Source organism: Sandaracinobacter sp., from assembly GCF_041909755.1.
Taxonomy (GTDB): domain Bacteria; phylum Pseudomonadota; class Alphaproteobacteria; order Sphingomonadales; family Sphingomonadaceae; genus Sandaracinobacteroides.
Map to the genome: position 1 here is coordinate 1 of NZ_JAYRCW010000057.1, position 16,827 is coordinate 16,827.

The following is a 16,827-nucleotide window of genomic DNA, read 5'->3' on the forward strand; positions in this document are numbered from 1 at the left end:
GGCTGAGGCCGTAACCGGAAAGCGAAGGGGCCGGAGGCTCAGATCCTCCGGCCCCTTTCGTTTGCAGCGGCAATTCCGGGCCGCGTTACTGCGGCCCGCCTCCGCCCCCGGGCGCTGCGCCCACGGTGCCGATATTGCCGAACAGGTCTTCCAGCAGCGTCGCTTCCCGGCCCAGCGTCGGCGTCTTGTCGGCGTTGGGGCTGATGTTCGCCACCTGCTCCAGCCCGCGCCGGTCCACCGAAGCGACCGATCCGTCGGCGGCGAAGCGCACGATGATCACGCGCTGATCCTTGGGTACCGGCCGGGCGAAGGCCAGCTGCCGCGTGTTGCGCGACACATAATACCAGACATTGGGATCCCACTGGCTTTCCAGCGTGGGGCGGCCCAGCGCCTTTTCCACCGATTGCCGGTTGTCCACGCCCGGCTGCACGGAACTCGCCAGTTCCTCGTCCGCGATATAACCCTGGTTGTTCTGCATCTGCCGGTTGGCGCAACCGGTGGCGAACAGGGCAAGGGCAGGCAGCAGGAAAAGGGCCTGTCTGGGAAAGGGTCGGCGCATCGGCTCTCCGGGCATCACATCTCTGCCGCTTGATAGCGGCGTCTCGCGGCGTCATATGCGCTGCCGATGCCGCCCTTGCAAGCAAGCGGGCGTCGGCTCGTCGCATGGGCCCGGCGCCCCGCATGGCCCAGGAACCCGTGAATGTCCTTTCTGAAGCGCCTGCTGAACCCGCCCGCCCCGCCGCTCACGCCGCTGTGGGCTTGGATCACGCAAACCGCGCGCGACCCCGTCTATTACACCCGCCACCAGGTGGCAGACAGCATCGACGGCCGCTTCGACATGGTCGCCCTCGTCACCAGCCTCGTCCTCATCCGGCTGGAAAGGCTGGATCTTCGCCGGGAACAGGCGGCCCTCACCGAACGATTCGTTGAGGATATGGATGGCTCCCTGCGCGACATCGGGATCGGCGACATGGTGATCGGCAAGCATATGGGCCGCATGATGGGGGCGCTCGGCGGCCGTCTCGGCGCCTATCGCGAGGCTTTGGCAGAGGCGGCCCCGCCGCAGGCGCTGGCGGATGCGCTGGCCCGGAATGTCTATCGCGGCGAAGCGCAAGACGGCGCGGCAGAGGCGCTCGCCGACGCGGTGCGCGACCTGTCCGCCCGGATCGGCGCAACCCCTGTTCCCCAGCTTCTGGAAGGGCGCATCCCATGACGACGCGCGATTTCTCCCATGTCGTGGCGCTGGCAAAGCTGTCGCCCCGGCCGCAGCCCCATCATCTGGTCGCCGGTGAAGCCGCCCGCGCGGCGCTTGCCGCGCGCTTCGGGCTGCAATCGATCGGGCGGCTGGAAGCCTGGCTCGATGTCAGCCGCAGCCGCGACGGCGCAGCGCTGACAGGCCGGATGGTGGCAGACGTGGTGCAGACCTGCGTGGTGTCGGGCGAACCCGTGCCAGCCCATGTGGCAGAAGAGCTGGCCCTTCGCTTCGAACCGGCGGACGAGAGCGGAGAGGAGCTGGAGCTTGAATCCGACGCGCTCGACGTGCTGCCGACGGACGGCGATGCGATCGATCTGGGCGAAGCCGTCGCCCAGTCCCTCGCCCTCGCGCTCGATCCGTGGCCGCGCGCGCCCGACGAGGTCGTCGAACAGGCCCGCCGCCACCTGACGACCGAGGCCGAGGCCGAGGCCCAGGCCGAAGCCGACAAGAAGGCGGCCAATCCCTTCTCGAAGCTCCGCCCGCAATGACGGGCGCGGGGCCGATCCCGGTCCGCACCACCATCTTCGAGGCGATGTCCGCGAAGGCGGTTGCGGCAGGCGCGATCAACCTCGGCCAGGGCTTCCCCGATGCCGCCGGCCCCGCGTCCGTCCGGGCCGAAGCCGCCCGCCTGATGCTGGAAGGCCCGCATCAATATCCCCGGATGCGCGGCACCGATGCCCTGCGCACCGCGCTCTCAGCCTTCTATGCCGATACGCAGGGTCCGGCCTTCGATCCGGGCACGGACATCGTCGTCACCAGCGGCGCGACAGAGGCGCTGGCCGCCGCGATCCTCGCGCTTCTGTCGCCGGGCGACGGGGCCATCGTGATCGAGCCGGCCTATGATGCCTATGCGCCTCTGGTCCGCCGGGCCGGCGGGCTGCCGCAGTTCGTGCGCCTGTCCCCGCCCGGCTGGCGCATCAGCCGGGAATTGCTCGAAGCGGCGATCACGCCCGCCACCCGCCTGCTCCTTGTGAACGATCCCGTGAACCCCACCGGCCGCATGCTCGACGATGGGGAACGCGCCGCCATCCGCGATGTCGCGCTCGCCCATGATCTGCTGATCGTCGCGGACGAGGTGTGGGAAGAGGTGCGCCCCGGGTCGCGCCCGCATGTCAGCCTTGCCGCCGATCCGGCGCTGGCGGGCCGCGTGGTGAAGATCGGCTCGGCCGGCAAGATCTTTCAGGTCACGGGCTGGAAGGTGGGCTGGGCGCTGGCCCACGCCCCGCTTGCCGCGCGGATCGCGGCCACACACCAGTATCTCACCTTCACCACGCCGCCGGCGCTTCAGGATGCGGTCGCCTTCGGGCTGAACGATGAACGCGGCTGGCTGCCCGTGATGCGGGCAGAGGTGGAAGCGGGCCGCGCCCGGCTGGCCGACGGGCTGACGGCGGCGGGCTATGCGGTGCTGCCGTCAGAGGCGACCTGGTTTCTCTCCATCGATCTCGCCGCGTCGGGACTGGCGCTGACCGACGTGGACTTCTGCACCCGCATCGTGGACCAGCATGGGGTGGCAGGGATTCCCGTCAGCGCCTTCTTCGAAACCGCCGGCGCGCCCGCAAATGTCGTCCGCTTCTGCCATGCCAAGGCCCCGGGCACCATCGCGGCGGCGCTGGACCGGCTGGCAGCGGCCCGCAAGGCGCTGGGCTGACGGGCCTGTCCTACAGCGGCCGGCCCGTGGCAGGGCAGGGGGATGGCGCTTCCTTCCGCACGGCTGGCTTCCGAAACGGGTGAAAGCGGGCCGTGCGGTCCCCGCGCGTGGGTTGGTGCGAAAAGTGGGAAAAGCTGAACGAAACGGGCGGGCGTCCGGCTCAGAAATCCGAACAGATTCCGTTCTTTTCCCAGTCGCCATAGCGGGTGGGTTCCGGCCCCTTCCGGCCGCCGACTTCCGTCGGCTGCGGCGCTTCGGTTTGCGGCACCTTTCGTGCCTCTTTCTTTTTGGGGGCCTCTTTATCGGTCATGCCCGCCGCCCTAGCATGGCGGGAACACAAACCGAAGAGCGCGGGGAGGCTGCATGCCGGATCTGAAGGGCAAGGTGATCGCCGTAACGGGCGCGGGCAGCGGCATCGGCCGGTCGCTGGCGCTGGGGCTGGCGCGCCGGGGGGCGACCGTGGCGCTGGCCGACAAGGATGCGGCGGGCCTGTCCGAAACGGCGCGCCTGCTGGGCAATTATCCGCACAGCAGCCGGGCGTTCGACGTGACGGACCATGCGGCGCTCAAGGGTTGGATCGACGGCGCCGCAGCCGAGTTCGGCGGACTGGACGGCATCATCAATAACGCTGGCCTGTCGGTCGTCGCCCCCTTTGCGGATTGCCCGAAGGTCGATTTCGACCGGGTGATGGCAGTGAACTTCGATGCGGTCGTCGAAGGCTGCCGGCAGGCGCTGCCCCATGTGAAGGCGCGCGCGGCGGCAAAGGGCAGCGGCTGGATCGTGAACATTTCCAGCGTGTTCGGGATGATGGGCTATCCCACGCAAAGCGCCTACAACGCGTCCAAATACGCCGTCCGTGGCCTGACAGAGGCGCTGCACCTGGAACTGCAGGTGACGGATCCGAACGTCAGCGTGATCCGCGTGCATCCGGGCGGCGTCGGCACCAATGTGGCGCGCAATTCCAAGGTGATCGCCCATATGCCCGGCACGCCCGAAGGGATCGACAGCGCCGCCGAGTTCGAAAAGGCGGTTCGCACCACGCCCGACGCGGCCGCCGAAATCATCATTCGCGGCATGGAAAAGGGGCAGCACCGCGTGCTGATCGGGCCGGACGCCCGCTTCATCGACTGGATGGTCCGCATCTTCCCCGTCAGCTACTGGAAGCGGATCGGCAGCTTTCTGGGCGGGGCCGACCGTTGATTTTTTCGCCGTGCGGGCCATGTTGCTCCCCATGAACCGCACCAAGACCTTCATGCTGATGGCCGCCATGGCGGCACTGTTCATGGGCGTCGGCTTCCTGATCGGCGGCCGGCCGGGGATGACGATCGCGCTGCTGTTCGCAACAGGCATGAACATCTTCGCCTGGTGGAACAGCGACAAGATGGTGCTCAGGATGCACCGGGCGCAGGAAGTCGGCCCGGATCATCCCCTTCACCAGATCGTCGCGCCGCTGGCGCAGCGGGCGGACCTGCCGATGCCCCGCGTCTATATCGTGGAACAGCCGCAGCCCAACGCGTTTGCCACCGGCCGCAACCCGGAAAATGCCGCCGTCGCCGCCACGACCGGCCTGATGCAGATGCTGGACCGCGAGGAAATCGCAGCCGTGATGGCGCATGAACTGGCGCATGTGAAAAACCGCGACACGCTGGTGATGACGGTGACGGCGACGCTGGCGGGCGCCATTTCCATGCTGGGCAATTTCGCCTTCTTCTTCGGCGGCAACCGGGGCAACGGCCAGTCGAACGCCTTTGTCGCGCTGATCGCCATGATCGTGGCCCCGCTGGCGGCCGCGCTGGTGCAGATGGCGATCAGCCGCACCCGTGAATATGGGGCGGATGCCATGGGCGCGGAAATCTCCGGCCAGCCGATGAAACTCGCGTCGGCGCTTGCCAAGTTGCAGGGCGCGGCGCAGCGCATCCACAACCCCGTGGCCGAAGCCAATCCGGCGGCCGCCTCGCTCTATATCGTGGCCCCCGGCCTTGGCGGAGTCCGCGACAGCCTGTTCAGCACCCACCCAGCCGCCGAAAACCGCATCGCCGCGCTGGAGGCGATGGCCGGATCCGCCCTGCCCGAACTGGATGCATCGGCGGCCAGCCCCTGGCCGGTGCGCGACCAGCCGGAAGGCCGCAAGCCGAGCGCGCTGGGCCTGAACGGCGATCGGGGCGCCAACAACCGGGATGGGCGCAATCCCTGGGCCTGACCGGACGCGCGCAGTCGGCGTCGCAGATGTGCCGGGCCTCGCCGCCCGCAAGGCGGCCGTGCGCCTCGTGCATGCGGTCGTCGTGCTGGGGCGCCCGCTGGATGGGCAGCTCGAATCGGCGCTGAAGGGGCTGTCCCCCAGCGACAGGGGCCTGGCCCGGGCGTTGACGGGCGGCGTCCTCCGGCATCTGCCGGGGCTGGACGCCCTGATCGACAGCACCACCCGGCAGCCGCTGCCCCCCGATGCCCGCGCGCGGCAGGTGCTGCGGGTGGCGTTGGCCGGGCTGCTGGTGCTGGAAACGCCGGCCCACGCCGGAATCGCCACCGCGCTGCCCCTGCTGGAAGGCGGGCCGAGGCGGCTGGCGCACGGCATTCTCTCCACCCTGATCCGCACCCGCGCGCAGCTGCCCGAACCGGCGCTGCCCGGCGGCTGGGCCGCCCGCTGGACGGAAAGCTGGGGCGCGGCAGAGGCCGGGGCTGCGGCCCAGCGCCTCGCCGAAATTCCGCCGACAGACCTCTGCCTGCGCGATTCCGCCGCCACGGCGGCCTGGTGCGAACGGCTTGGCGGAACCTCGATGATGCCCGGCCATGTCCGGCTGGAAGGCTCCCAACAGGTGGAGCAGCTGGCCGGTTTCACCGACGGTGACTGGTGGGTGCAGGATATCGCCGCCAGCCTGCCGGCGCGGCTGCTGGGGGATGTGGCGGGGCAGCGGGCGCTGGATCTGTGCGCGGCGCCCGGCGGCAAGACGATGCAACTGGCCAGCGCCGGCGCGGATGTCACCGCGCTCGATATCAACGCGTCCCGCCTGAAGCGGCTGCGCACCAATCTGGAGCGGACGGGCCTGTCAGCCGATATCGTGGAGGCGGACGCCCGGAGCTGGCAGCCCGATGCGCCGTTCGATGCGATCCTGCTGGACGCCCCCTGTTCCGCGACAGGCACATTCCGGCGACATCCGGATCTTCTCTACCTGAAGGACGATCTCGACCTGTCCACGCTGACCACGCTCCAGGCGGACCTCAGGGACAGGGCGGCGGGCTGGCTGAAGCCCGGCGGGCGGCTGGTCTATGCGGTCTGTTCGCTGGAACCCGCGGAAGGGGAGGGGGCGTCCCCTCCCGCGGGCCTGGTGCCCGACCCTGTCGAGCCCAGCGATCTCCCGGCCGGGCTGTCGCCGTCGGCCGGGGGTTTCGTCCGGACCCTGCCGTCGCTTTGGGGGGAAGCGGGCGGGGCGGACGGATTCTTCATCGCACGCTGGCGAAAGCCGGATTAGGGCGCCGCCGCATCAGCGGCAGCGGGCGTTCCCCTTGGCGATCTCGTTGCCCAGCACCGCGCCCAGTGTTCCGCCGATCACGCTGCCCAGCGTCTTGTCGCCCTGCTTGGCGATCATGTTGCCCAGCGTGCCGCCGGCCAGCGCGCCGACCACAAGGCCCGCGGTGCCATCCTGACGCCGGCAGTAAACCTGCCCGTTCGACCCCCACCAATAGGGTTGAGAGCCGCGGACGGAGGCGCCGCGATAGACGGGGTAATTGTCGGCGCGATAGCCCTGGTCCCAGCGGCTGCCGTTGGAATAGGGCTGCCAGCTGTTCGGGCCGCGATAGCGGCCATATTGCGCATATTGCCGATCCCGGCGGTTTTCCGCCCGCACGCCGTCCCGATAACCCTGCGAATAGGCGTCGGCGCGCTCGCGGCGATCGTTCCGGTCGTCCCGCCATTCGCGGCGATCATGCTTGCGATCCCACCGGTTGTCATCGGCGAGCGCCGGGGCGCCAAGGGCCAGGGTGGCGATCGTCGCGGCGGTCAGTGCGAGTCCGGTCTTCATGATTGGGCATCCCTTTCCCGTTCGATGCCGCACAGTCACCGATTCGCGCTTGCACGAAGCTGAAGTCGCCATTCATGTCACAGACAGGCTCGAACCAACTTGCTAGGTCGTGCCGATGAACCCGATTCTTCGTCTCGCCATGTCCTCGGGGGCGCTCGCGTTCGGCGGCGCGCTCGGCTTCTATTTCGCCGGCCCGGCGCTCGGCGCGGGGTCTGTCAGCCCGCTGGAGGTGGCGTCGGCCTCGGTTCCGTTCAGCAACGCCGATCCGGCGCAGGATCGGGCCGGGCGGCTCCGCTACATGGGCGGGCTTGTGCTGTCGGCGAAGAACATGCGCTTTGGCGGCATCTCGGACATGATCTGGGAAGAAGGCTGCAACCGCCTGCTGGCCGTGACGGACGCCGGAAGCTGGATCGTGCTGGAGCCCGACGAACAGGATGGGCAGCTGAAGGGCATCTCGGCGGCATGGATCGCACCGCTGAAGGGACCGGACGGCAATGTGCCGGTCAGCAAGCGCGCCGCTGATGCCGAGGGTCTGGCCCGGCTGGCCGATGGCAGCAGCTGGGTGTCGTTCGAACAGGATCACCGGCTGGAACGCTTTGCCGAAGTGTCTGCCTGCCGCCCCGAATCGCTGGCCTCGTCGCCCGACAAGGCCATTGCGCCCGGCGACATGACCAGCTGGCCGGAAAATGGCGGGGCGGAAGCGATCGCCGCGCGGCAGGATCAACTGCTGGTGATCGCCGAAGGGGCGGAAGGGCCGGGCGGAACGCGCATCGGCCTTTCGGGTGCGCCCGCGCAGCTTGCCAAGGGTTTCCTGTGGGCGCCGCCTGCCGGATATGAGCCGACCGCGATGGCGAAGCTGGGCGCCGATGGCAGAGACAGCTTTCTGATCCTGCATCGCCGCTTCACGCCGCTGGAAGGCGTTTCGGCCATCCTGTCGGAGGCAGAGATTCCCACGGCGGCGGCGGGACGGATCGAAGGACGCGAGATCGCCCGCCTTCGCCCGCCGCTGAATGTGGACAATATGGAAGCGCTCGCCATCCGCAGGGACGGCGAGCGTCGATTTGTCTATCTGATGTCAGACAACAACTTCAACGCGTTGCAACGCACGCTTCTGTTGAAGTTCGAACTGCTCCCCGCGCCGCCGGGCCAACCCTGACGGCGCGTCGGGGCAGCGTTCAGGCGGCTTCGGCCACCTTCTTCGCCACGTCGCGCTTCAGGCGACGGGCCTTCAGGCTCAGGTCGTCGTCGCTGGTCTTCAGCAGCCAGTTGTCGAGGCCGCCAACATGTTCCACCGAGCGCAGGCCGTGGGTGGAAACGCGCAGGCGAACCGAGCGGCCAAGCGCATCGGACATCAGCGTCACATTCTGCAGGTTGGGCAGATAGGTGCGCTTCGTCTTGTTGTTGGCGTGGCTGACATTGTGGCCGATCTGGCGGCCCTTGCCCGTAAGCTCGCAAACGCGCGACATAGTGAACGTCCCTTGATAGATTCGGATGCCGGAGAATCCGGTGGCAGCCAGATTGGCCCGCCGAAAAAACGAGCGCGCGCCATAACTGCGGGGCAGCGCACAGTCAAGCTTTGCGGCCGCCGGCACCGATTAACGATGATGGGTAGACCCATGCGTTTCGCCATGCCATGAACCGTCGCGTGCCGGTCTTCGCAATCCATTGTATCGACAAGCCCATGCAGCGGGAGCTGCGGGCCGCGACGCGCCCCGACCATCTGGCCTATCTGGAATCCGCCATTTCCCAGGTGGTGCTGGCGGGCCCCCTGCTGGATGAGGAAGGGGCGCCGATCGGCTCCATGCTGCTGGTGGAGTTTCCGGACCGCAAGGCGGCCGTCAGCTTCGCGGCAGAGGATCCCTATGCCCGCGCCGGCCTGTTTTCCAGCGTGGCCGTGACGGCCTGGCGCCAGGTGCTGCCTCGGATCGACTGACGATCGGTCGGCCGATCAAACGCCTGATCAAACGACGGCCGAATAGATCATCGAGCGCAGCTGCCGCCTGACCGGCCAGGTCGAGGAGGGGATCAGCTGGGTGAGAAACAGCACCGACAGGTCCTCCGCAGGATCCACCCAGAAGAAGGTGGAAGCGGCGCCCCCCCAGAAATAGTCGCCATTGTTGCCGGCGATCATCGTCTTGTGGACGGCGGTGGTGGTGGCGAAGCCCAGGCCGAAGCCCACGCCTTCATAGGCGGCTTCTGAAAAGGCGGAACGGGACAATTGCGGCAGATCCTTGCCGCCGGGCAGGTGGTTCGCCGTCATCAATTCCAGCGTCTTGCGGCCGACAAGGCGCGGCACGCCCGTGCGCAGCGCCTCGGCGAAGCGCATGTAATCGTCCGCCGTGGAAACCAGCCCGCCGCCGCCGGACACGAAGCTGGGCGGTTTCAGGAAGGACGATGTCTCGGCCTGGTCCTGCACCGTCATCCCGCCCTTGGGATTCGGCTGGTAACAGGTGGCCAGCCGGTGGCCCTGGCCTTCGCGGACATGGAAGCCGGTTTCCACCATCCCCAGCGGGCGGAAGATGCGCTTTGCCAGGAATTCCTCCAGCGGCATGCCGGAAATCACCTGCACCAGCCAGCCGACGACATCGGTGGCGACGGAATAGTTCCACCAGTCCCCCGGCGAGAATTCCAGCGGCAGTTCGGCCAGAAGCTCGATCATGCGCTCCAGCGTCATGTCGCCCTTCTCGATCTCCCCGATGCCGAGCCGGCGATAGGCCGCGTCGACATTGGTGTTCAGCTGGAAGCCATAGGTGAGGCCGGCGGTGTGGCGCAGCAGATCGATCACCTGCATCGGCCGCCGGGGCGCGCCGGTCTTCCAGCCGGTCTTGATCGTGCCGCCTTCATAGACGCGCAAATTCTTCCACGACGGGATGTAGCGGTGCACCGGGTCGTCGATCTGAAGCCGGCCTTCCTCCACCAGCATCATCAGCGCGATGGAGACGATCGGCTTCGTCATGGAATAGATGCGGAAGATCGTGTCCCGGTCGATCGGGCGGCTGGCCGCCACGTCGGCATGGCCCTGGATGCTCTCATGCACCAGTTCGCCCTTGTGCATCACGCGCAGCAGCGCGCACGGCAGGCGGCCGGTATCCAGATAGGCGGCCTTCAGGAACCCGTCGATCTGTTGCAGGCGGTCACGGTCCAGCGGCATCATTTCCCCTTTGCATCCCTCGGCCAGACTGGCGTAGCAGGGCGGCCACTGCGCGCAAGGGGGTGGTTAGCTCAGCGGTAGAGCATCTCGTTTACACCGAGAGGGCCGGGGGTTCGAAACCCTCACCACCCACCATCGCCCGGGGCCGGCGCGCATGCGGGCCGGGATGGCCGTGAAAACCTGTTGCTGCACTGCAACAGCTCGCCAAATCCGCCCGCGAAGCGGCAGGCTTCACGCCACAGCCCTTCAACTGCAACAAAACTGTCATATAAGACCGCCAATGCGGCGACATCAGGGGTCGCCACGCGACTCCAAAGCATTCGAACGCGCGTGAATCATCGCTGAACACCGGCAAGATGTTCGCAAGCCACTGATTTAACTGCCAAAAGGGGTACTCTTCGCATGGCACTTCGGCTTTCCACTCTCGTCTGGGCGGGTCTTCGCCTCGGCGCTTCCGCCTCCATCATCGCCCTTGCCGCCACCTCGGCCTATGCCCAGGAAGTGACCGGCACCATCCGCGGTGACGTCCAGGACGAATCCGGGAACCCGCTGCCGGGTGCAACCGTCACCATCACGCACGTGCCGTCGGGCACCCGCTCGGTGCAGACGACCGATGCGTCGGGCAGCTTCACTGCCCCCAACCTGCGCGTCGGCGGCCCCTTCGACATCCAGGTGACGGCGCCCAGCTTCGACACCGCGAAGGCGACCGTTCCGCAGATTCAGGCCGGCGTGCCGCAGCGGCTGGCCGTGGTTCTGGTGAGTGAATCGGCCACCATCGAGGTGACGGCCCAGCGCACCATTTCGTCCATCGCCATTGCCACCGGCCCCGCCACCTCGCTGAACGCGGAAGAGATCGCCGGCATCGCCTCGGTCAACCGCGACATCCGCAACCTTGCCGCGCGCGATCCGTTCGTGAACCTCGATGGCACCAACGGCGGCGCCATCTCCATCGCCGGCCAGAACAACCGCTTCAACCGCATCACGGTGGACGGCATGGCCTTCGGCGATCCGTTCGGCCTGGAATCCGGCGGCCTCGCCTCTGCCCGCGGCCCGGTTCCGCTGGACGCCATTGCGGAATTCACCGTGGAAACCGCGCCCGTGGACATCCAGCAGGGCAACTTCCAGGGCGGCGCGGTCAACACCGTGCTGAAGTCCGGCGGCAATGATTTCGATATCGGCGGCTTCTTCACCTATTCGTCGGACAGCCTCGCCGGCAGCAAGACGCGCGGCGTTTCCGTCGATCGGGAGTTCGAATCCAAGATCTACGGCGCGCAGGTGACCGGCCCGATCATCAAGGACAAGCTGTTCTTCGCCGTCACCTGGGAGCGTCTGCGCGACACCACCCCGTCGCTGACCGGCCCCACCGGCGAAGGCTTTGCCAACGAACTGCCGATCACGCGCGCGCAGATCGATCAGGTGTCCGGCATCGCTGACACGGTCTACAACTACGACACGATGGACGTCGCCTCCGGCGTGCCGGAAAATGACGACAAGCTGGTCGTGAAGCTGGACTGGAACATTTCCGACCGGCACCGGGCGGCTGCGACCTACATCTACAACAAGGGCAACCTGCTGGCGGGCCTGACGGGCGCGAACCAGGTGACGGCGACGAACCCGACGCTGGCGCTCCAGTCGAACAATTACGACCAGGGCTCGATCAACCATTATGGCGTGTTCCAGCTGAACAGCGAATGGTCTGACAGCTTCTCGACCCAGGCGCGTATTTCCTACAACGACTACAAGCGTCTGCAGGTGCCGTTCAACGGCCGGGAATTCGGCCAGTTCCAGGTCTGCCTGTCGCCGGACAATGTCGGGCAGACGGGCACGGCACTGCTGCAATGTCCTTCGGGCACGGGCCGCATCCAGTTCGGTCCCGACGTTTCGCGGCAGGCGAACGAACTGTTCGTGAAGACGCTGGGCATCGAGCTGCAGGCGCGGATCCAGGGCAACGGGCATGATGTGAAGCTGATCGCGGAACGCCGCGGCCAGGACATGAACAACCTGTTCGCCCAGCGCGTGTCGGGCCAGTGGTATTTCGACTCCATCGCCGATCTTCAGGCCGGCCGCGCCAACGAGCTGGTCTATGGCTCCCCCATCCAGGGGAATATCGACAGCGTCCGTGCGCTGTTCGAGAACAATGTGTTCACCTTCGGCGTTCAGGACACGTGGGAGTTCAACGACGACCTGACCCTGATCTACGGCTTCCGCTATGATCTCTACCAGACGAACGACCGCCCGGTGTTCAACCAGGACTTCGTCAACCGCTGGGGCTTCACCAACAACTCCACGCTGAACGGTCGCGATCTTCTGCAGCCGCGCTTCGGCCTCACCTGGCGCGCATCGGATCGCCTGCGCGTTCGTGCGTCCGGCGGCCTGTTCGGCGGCGGTTCGCCCAACGTCTGGATTTCCAACAGCTATTCCAACCCCGGCCCGCTGCTGGGCGTGGCGACTGTTCGCCGCACCGGCACCGATACCTACACGGTGACTGGCGCGACCGGCCTGACGGCGGCGCAGCAGAACCAGATCGGGGCTGCCACGCTGAACAATGTCTCGGGCGGAACGGGCATTCCGGATGTGCTGGATCAGGTGCTTGCCACCTCGGGCTCGTCTGTCGCGCCGACCAACGCGCTCGATCCGAACTTCGAGGTTCCGTCGCAATGGCGGGTTTCGGGCACGCTGGATTATGCCGCGAACCTGGGGCCGCTGGGTGACGACTGGAACCTGACGGGCAGCGTGATCTGGTCGCGGGTGAAGAACGCGCTGACCTGGACGGACCTGCGCTCGGTGGCGAACCCGGTGCAGGGCAAGCTGCCCGACGGCCGCCTGCGCTACGACGGCTATAATGTCGCCTCCGGCACCAACACCGACATCCTGCTGACCAACACCAACAAGGGCTACAGCTGGAACATCGCCGCCGGCTTCGACAAGAGCTGGGACAACGGGATTTCCATCGGTGGCGCCTACACCTGGCAGCGGGTGAAGGATGTGAACCCCGGCACCTCGTCGGTCGCCTTCTCCAACTATGACAACACGGTCGGCTCGCTCGATCCGAACAACTCAGCCTATGGCACGTCGAACTACCAGATCGACAACGCCTGGCGCCTGCGCTTCGGCTATGACACGCAGCTGTTCGGCGACAACGTCAGCCGCTTCGAGCTGTTCTTCAACAGCCGCGCCGGCCAGCGCTACAGCCACACCTTCGCCGACGTCGGCACGGCCGGCCGTTCGGCGGTGTTCGGGGTGACGGGGAACGACGGCCGCCAGCTGATGTATGTGCCGGTCGTTGCCTCGATCGATGCCGATCCGCTGGTGAGCTATGACACCCCGGCCACCTTCGCGGCGCTGCAGAACTATATCCAGAACGGCTCGCTCGATGGCTATCAGGGCAAGATCGCGCCGAAGAACCTGGGCAAGAGCCCCCGGTTCAACAAGCTGGACCTGCGCATCAGCCAGGAAGTTCCCTTCTTCCTGGGCGGCAAGATCGAACTGTTCGGCGACATGGAGAATGTGCTGAACCTGATCAACAGCGACTGGGGTTCGCTGCGGCAGGTGGCCTTCCCGTATCGCGCCCAGATCGTGAACGTGCAGTGCCTCCAGGCCAATGGCTCTGCCGTGACCGGCCCGGGCCAGGCCTGCGCCAAGTACCGCTACTCGGGCTTCCGCGACCCGAGCCTGACCAACTACACCAACATCTCGATCTGGCAGATCCGCGTCGGGGTCCGCCTGCAGTTCCGCGGCCTCTGATCGCGGACATTGCCGGGAAAGTGGGGCGGCGCCTTCGGGTGCCGCCCTTTTCTTTTGCCCGAAGTGCCGCTAGCAGGCGGCACCCGCTGCCCCCGTGGCGGAATTGGTAGACGCGTGCGACTCAAAAGCATATTTATATCAACAAGTTATGATATAAATGTAGTAAAATCAGTCGGTTAGTGGCAAAATAGAAAGATGGACGCCTAGCGCACATCTAGCACAATTTTGCTCACGAGGTGTCAGCCATGACGGATACAGCCCGCCACAAGTTTCTTGATGGAAAAGTTCAGCTCTACATGCGGACCAACAGTCCGCACTGGCAATGCTCCTGCTCAATCGCAGGCAAGCAGATGCGCACATCCACGAAAGAAGAGAGCCTAGCCCGAGCCAAGGACGTCGCCCGCGACTGGTATCTCGGGCTGATGGGCAAATACCGTGCTGGCGAAATCAGGGACGGAACACCGTTCAAGAAAGCCGCCCAGCACTTCCTTCAGGAATACACCATCATCACCGAAGGTGAACGCAACGCCAAATATGTCGAAGGCCACGGCATCCGCCTCCGTGTCCATTTGCTCCCATTCTTTGGTGACAAGATGGTGGAAGAGATCACGCCCGGCCTTGTGCAAGAGTATCGCGTCCACCGTATGACCTCACGCCTCGATAAAGAGGGCAAGCCCAAGCGCCCATCGCGCTCCACCATCCATTCGGAAATCATCACCCTACGGCACGTCCTGAAAACAGCGCAGCGTCACGGCTGGCTGTCTTACCTGCCAGACATTTCTGCTCCCTATAAAACCTCCGGTAAAATCGCGCACCGCGCGTGGTTTTCACCCGAGGAATATAAGCAGCTTTACAAAGCCACCGGCGAACGGGCGAAGAACCCGAAGAAGGAGCGGTGGCGGTCGGCCTGCGAAGACCTCCACGACTATGTGCTGTTCATGGTGAACAGCGGCCTTCGTCCCGACGAGGCCAAGCGCATCGAGGTGCGCGACGTGGAGATCGCCGCCGAAGGTCGCAAGGGCGAGAAAATCCTGCACATCTCCGTGCGTGGTAAGCGTGGTGTCGGCTACTGCAAAACCATGCCTGGGGCGGTCCTGCCATTCCAGCGCATGGTCAGCCGACACTCCCTCGGATCAAAAGACCTCATTTTCCCTAAGATACAGCGTGAGCTGTTTAACACCATCCTCGACGAACTCGGGATGAAGGAAGATCGCGAAGGCAATCCCCGCACAGCCTACAGCCTTCGGCATACGTATATCTCTTTCCGCCTGATCGAAGGTGCAGACATTTACCAAGTCGCTAAGAATTGTCGCACCAGCGTCGAAATGATCGAGAAATTCTATGCTTCACATATCAAGGATATGATCGACGCATCCGCAATTAATACACGCCGACCTAAACGGTAACTTTGTGATATTGACGGAATCGCTGATTTGGTATCAAATCAGCATCTTCACGGTTGACGCAGGCATCGCCACACAGCATATGCGCAACCGCTTGCCGGTGTGGTGAAATTGGTAGACGCGCTGGATTCAAAATCCTGTTCCGCAAGGAGTGTCGGTTCGAGTCCGACCACCGGCACCATCTTTTGAAAAGCAGCACCGAACGGTGCGCAAAGGGCAGATCAGCTTAACCGGCGTCTGCCCTTTTTCGCGAAGGCCCAGCCTGAACAGGCAGGGCCGGTGGCCTCTTTAGCTCCCGAACGGGAGCGGCCATCGCACTTGCTACCCCGATGTAACGTGTGAGCGGTGCCAACCCCTATCGGAATCGCGAATGCACACGGTGTAACATCCCATCACCGCCGCACCATCGGAAAGCCGCCACGCCGTCTGCTGAATGCAGGTATCGAGGTCAGCTTTTCTGTGTGGCCTGATGGTTTGAACCTTGCTGGCTTCGTCAGTTCGCTCAACAAGAACCTCGTCATGCTCTATGTCGAAGTGCTTATGCAAAAGCGTAATCCCAAAACGGTCCAGTGCTCCATGTCGTTTCAGGACATCCCTTAACTCATTGATACAAGGAATGTCTTTATCGTTCATTGGTGCAACATCATCAATATGCGGAAGGTCATTGCTCCCCGCGATATCGGCAACTACCAATTGCTTCATATCCGCCACCCCTATACCATCTAAAGGTGACCGCGTGTCTATCACGTTCAAAGTGGGGAGGCTAGATTCATGACCTTGGGCGCAGAGTGGATCGATAAAATTGAGCCGCGCATTCAGGCCGAAGAACTGGACATCCGTGCTGTCCTGCAAAAGAATGAAGAGAAGGCAGTCGCATACTTCGATAAAATACGCGAGGGTGAGGTTGTCGATGCCATCGCTTTTTGCATGGCCGAGAACAAGCCATACATTGTCATACCGGCACCTGTCAGTATTCTTGATTCCGAAGCCTTTTCAAACTTCAAGGCGTGGGCGAGGGATCAACAGATAGAGGCGCGCATTTTCGGGATCATTACAGATCGCTTCTTTGAAAAGCAGGATGACTGCGTGGCCTTGGCATTGATGCCTAACGGTTGAGTGCCCCCTTCATCCTTCGTCGTCGTCTTTCCTGATATACCGCGAACCCCGTGAACTCCCGTTCACCACCGATTGCCGGGCTGTTTCATCATCCCAAAGCAATCGCTGCGGCTTACCTCTCAAGATCGTCTTTTCCCCACGACGCAAAGCCTCGCCCGGTTTCAACAGGGTGATAGACCTACCGGCCACTTCATCTTTGGTGATGGTGCTGGCACGCACCAGCAATTTGACCCAGCCATCTTTGCCGCGCTCGATAACCTCGGCGGCAATCAGCCGCTCGCCAATGCGCAGCGCCTTGCCGCGCTTGCGGCGATCATAGATGCCTTCCGTCCAACGGATCACATCAGCAGCTATAAAGTCTGTAGCGGGAACCCACTGATCCATCCGCTGCCACCCCAACTGGCTATTGCTCTTTCTATTGGAACACAGAAGCCGAATAATTTGGTTGCGATTTGCCTTGCCGTCCTCCTTTCGTGTCGCACTGGCAACGTGCT

Annotated in this window: 18 protein-coding genes and 2 tRNA genes; 13 read left to right on the forward strand and 7 right to left on the reverse strand. The window is 64.8% G+C overall.

The features are described 5' to 3' along the window. Positions 1-85 precede the first annotated feature (85 nt). Positions 86-478 (reverse strand): outer membrane protein assembly factor BamE, encoded by a 393-nt coding sequence (locus ACE3O8_RS08885; RefSeq protein WP_374388902.1) that lies wholly within the window; start codon positions 476-478, stop codon positions 86-88. A gap of 222 nt (positions 479-700) precedes the next feature. On the opposite strand from ACE3O8_RS08885, the gene ACE3O8_RS08890 reads away from it, so the two are divergent. From ACE3O8_RS08890 to ACE3O8_RS08900, 3 genes are read left to right on the forward strand one after another with little or no spacing between them, the layout of a single operon-like run. Beyond that, positions 701-1,213, forward strand: coding sequence for a ubiquinol-cytochrome C chaperone family protein (locus ACE3O8_RS08890; RefSeq protein WP_374388904.1), 513 nt, complete (start codon positions 701-703; stop codon positions 1,211-1,213). Then, a complete protein-coding gene (locus ACE3O8_RS08895) occupies positions 1,210-1,743 on the forward strand; it encodes a DUF177 domain-containing protein (protein ID WP_374388906.1) in 534 nt (177 codons plus the stop codon). The genes ACE3O8_RS08890 and ACE3O8_RS08895 overlap by 4 nt, the downstream gene beginning before the upstream one ends. Continuing rightward, entirely contained in the window at positions 1,740-2,903 is a 1,164-nt protein-coding gene (locus ACE3O8_RS08900; protein WP_374388908.1) for an aminotransferase class I/II-fold pyridoxal phosphate-dependent enzyme, read from the forward strand. The genes ACE3O8_RS08895 and ACE3O8_RS08900 overlap by 4 nt, the downstream gene beginning before the upstream one ends. Before the next feature lie 160 nt (positions 2,904-3,063). Here the strand turns inward: ACE3O8_RS08900 and ACE3O8_RS08905 are convergent, their stop codons facing one another. Continuing rightward, positions 3,064-3,213 carry a DUF1674 domain-containing protein gene (locus ACE3O8_RS08905; RefSeq protein WP_374388909.1) on the reverse strand — a complete coding sequence of 50 codons (150 nt, stop codon included), beginning with the start codon at positions 3,211-3,213 and terminating at the stop codon, positions 3,064-3,066. 53 nt (positions 3,214-3,266) lie between these two features. On the opposite strand from ACE3O8_RS08905, the gene ACE3O8_RS08910 reads away from it, so the two are divergent. Genes ACE3O8_RS08910 through ACE3O8_RS08920 form a run of 3 tightly spaced genes read left to right on the forward strand, consistent with a single transcriptional unit; the run spans position 3,267 to position 6,370 of the window. Beyond that, positions 3,267-4,103, forward strand: a complete 837-nt coding sequence (locus ACE3O8_RS08910; protein WP_374388911.1) for an SDR family NAD(P)-dependent oxidoreductase — start codon at positions 3,267-3,269, stop codon at positions 4,101-4,103. Positions 4,104-4,134: 31 nt separating this feature from the next. Further along, a complete protein-coding gene (gene htpX / locus ACE3O8_RS08915) occupies positions 4,135-5,103 on the forward strand; it encodes a zinc metalloprotease HtpX (protein WP_374388913.1) in 969 nt (322 codons plus the stop codon). Beyond that, the gene (locus ACE3O8_RS08920) at positions 5,081-6,370 is read left to right on the forward strand and encodes an RsmB/NOP family class I SAM-dependent RNA methyltransferase (protein ID WP_374388915.1); all 1,290 of its coding nucleotides are present in this window, start codon (positions 5,081-5,083) and stop codon (positions 6,368-6,370) included. The genes htpX and ACE3O8_RS08920 overlap by 23 nt, the downstream gene beginning before the upstream one ends. Positions 6,371-6,382: 12 nt before the next feature. Here the strand turns inward: ACE3O8_RS08920 and ACE3O8_RS08925 are convergent, their stop codons facing one another. Beyond that, positions 6,383-6,919: a glycine zipper 2TM domain-containing protein gene (locus ACE3O8_RS08925; protein WP_374388917.1), complete on the reverse strand. Its 537-nt coding sequence runs from the start codon at positions 6,917-6,919 to the stop codon at positions 6,383-6,385. 115 nt (positions 6,920-7,034) lie between these two features. On the opposite strand from ACE3O8_RS08925, the gene ACE3O8_RS08930 reads away from it, so the two are divergent. Further along, positions 7,035-8,075 (forward strand): esterase-like activity of phytase family protein, encoded by a 1,041-nt coding sequence (locus ACE3O8_RS08930; protein ID WP_374388919.1) that lies wholly within the window; start codon positions 7,035-7,037, stop codon positions 8,073-8,075. Positions 8,076-8,094: 19 nt separating this feature from the next. On the opposite strand, the gene rpmB is transcribed toward ACE3O8_RS08930, so the two are convergent. After that, complete coding sequence (gene rpmB / locus ACE3O8_RS08935; RefSeq protein ID WP_374388921.1) at positions 8,095-8,385, reverse strand: 50S ribosomal protein L28; 291 nt, start codon at positions 8,383-8,385, stop codon at positions 8,095-8,097. A gap of 167 nt (positions 8,386-8,552) precedes the next feature. Here rpmB and ACE3O8_RS08940 point away from each other — a divergent pair, with 167 nt between their 5' ends. Continuing rightward, on the forward strand, positions 8,553-8,852 hold the full coding sequence (locus ACE3O8_RS08940; RefSeq protein ID WP_374388923.1) for a YciI family protein: 300 nt from the start codon (positions 8,553-8,555) through the stop codon (positions 8,850-8,852). A 27-nt stretch (positions 8,853-8,879) separates the two neighbouring features. Here ACE3O8_RS08940 and ACE3O8_RS08945 read toward each other — a convergent pair whose 3' ends face one another. Beyond that, a complete protein-coding gene (locus ACE3O8_RS08945) occupies positions 8,880-10,070 on the reverse strand; it encodes a serine hydrolase domain-containing protein (protein WP_374388925.1) in 1,191 nt (396 codons plus the stop codon). Positions 10,071-10,130: 60 nt separating this feature from the next. Between ACE3O8_RS08945 and ACE3O8_RS08950 the strand changes: the two genes are divergently transcribed. From ACE3O8_RS08950 to ACE3O8_RS08965, 4 genes are all read left to right on the forward strand, one after another. After that, positions 10,131-10,205: transfer RNA gene (locus ACE3O8_RS08950), tRNA-Val, on the forward strand. A 267-nt stretch (positions 10,206-10,472) separates the two neighbouring features. Next, positions 10,473-13,814: a carboxypeptidase regulatory-like domain-containing protein gene (locus tag ACE3O8_RS08955; protein ID WP_374388927.1), complete on the forward strand. Its 3,342-nt coding sequence runs from the start codon at positions 10,473-10,475 to the stop codon at positions 13,812-13,814. Between the two features lie 245 nt (positions 13,815-14,059). Beyond that, positions 14,060-15,220: a tyrosine-type recombinase/integrase gene (locus ACE3O8_RS08960; RefSeq protein ID WP_374388929.1), complete on the forward strand. Its 1,161-nt coding sequence runs from the start codon at positions 14,060-14,062 to the stop codon at positions 15,218-15,220. A 93-nt stretch (positions 15,221-15,313) separates the two neighbouring features. Next, positions 15,314-15,398: transfer RNA gene (locus tag ACE3O8_RS08965), tRNA-Leu, on the forward strand. A gap of 140 nt (positions 15,399-15,538) precedes the next feature. Here the strand turns inward: ACE3O8_RS08965 and ACE3O8_RS08970 are convergent. Next, the gene (locus ACE3O8_RS08970) at positions 15,539-15,919 is read right to left on the reverse strand and encodes a hypothetical protein (RefSeq protein ID WP_374388931.1); all 381 of its coding nucleotides are present in this window, start codon (positions 15,917-15,919) and stop codon (positions 15,539-15,541) included. A 69-nt stretch (positions 15,920-15,988) separates the two neighbouring features. Here ACE3O8_RS08970 and ACE3O8_RS08975 point away from each other — a divergent pair, with 69 nt between their 5' ends. Further along, on the forward strand, positions 15,989-16,333 hold the full coding sequence (locus tag ACE3O8_RS08975) for a hypothetical protein (protein ID WP_374388933.1): 345 nt from the start codon (positions 15,989-15,991) through the stop codon (positions 16,331-16,333). A 9-nt stretch (positions 16,334-16,342) separates the two neighbouring features. On the opposite strand, the gene ACE3O8_RS08980 is transcribed toward ACE3O8_RS08975, so the two are convergent. Continuing rightward, positions 16,343-16,827: hypothetical protein (locus ACE3O8_RS08980; protein WP_374388935.1), on the reverse strand; the 485-nt coding region annotated here is incomplete at its 5' end.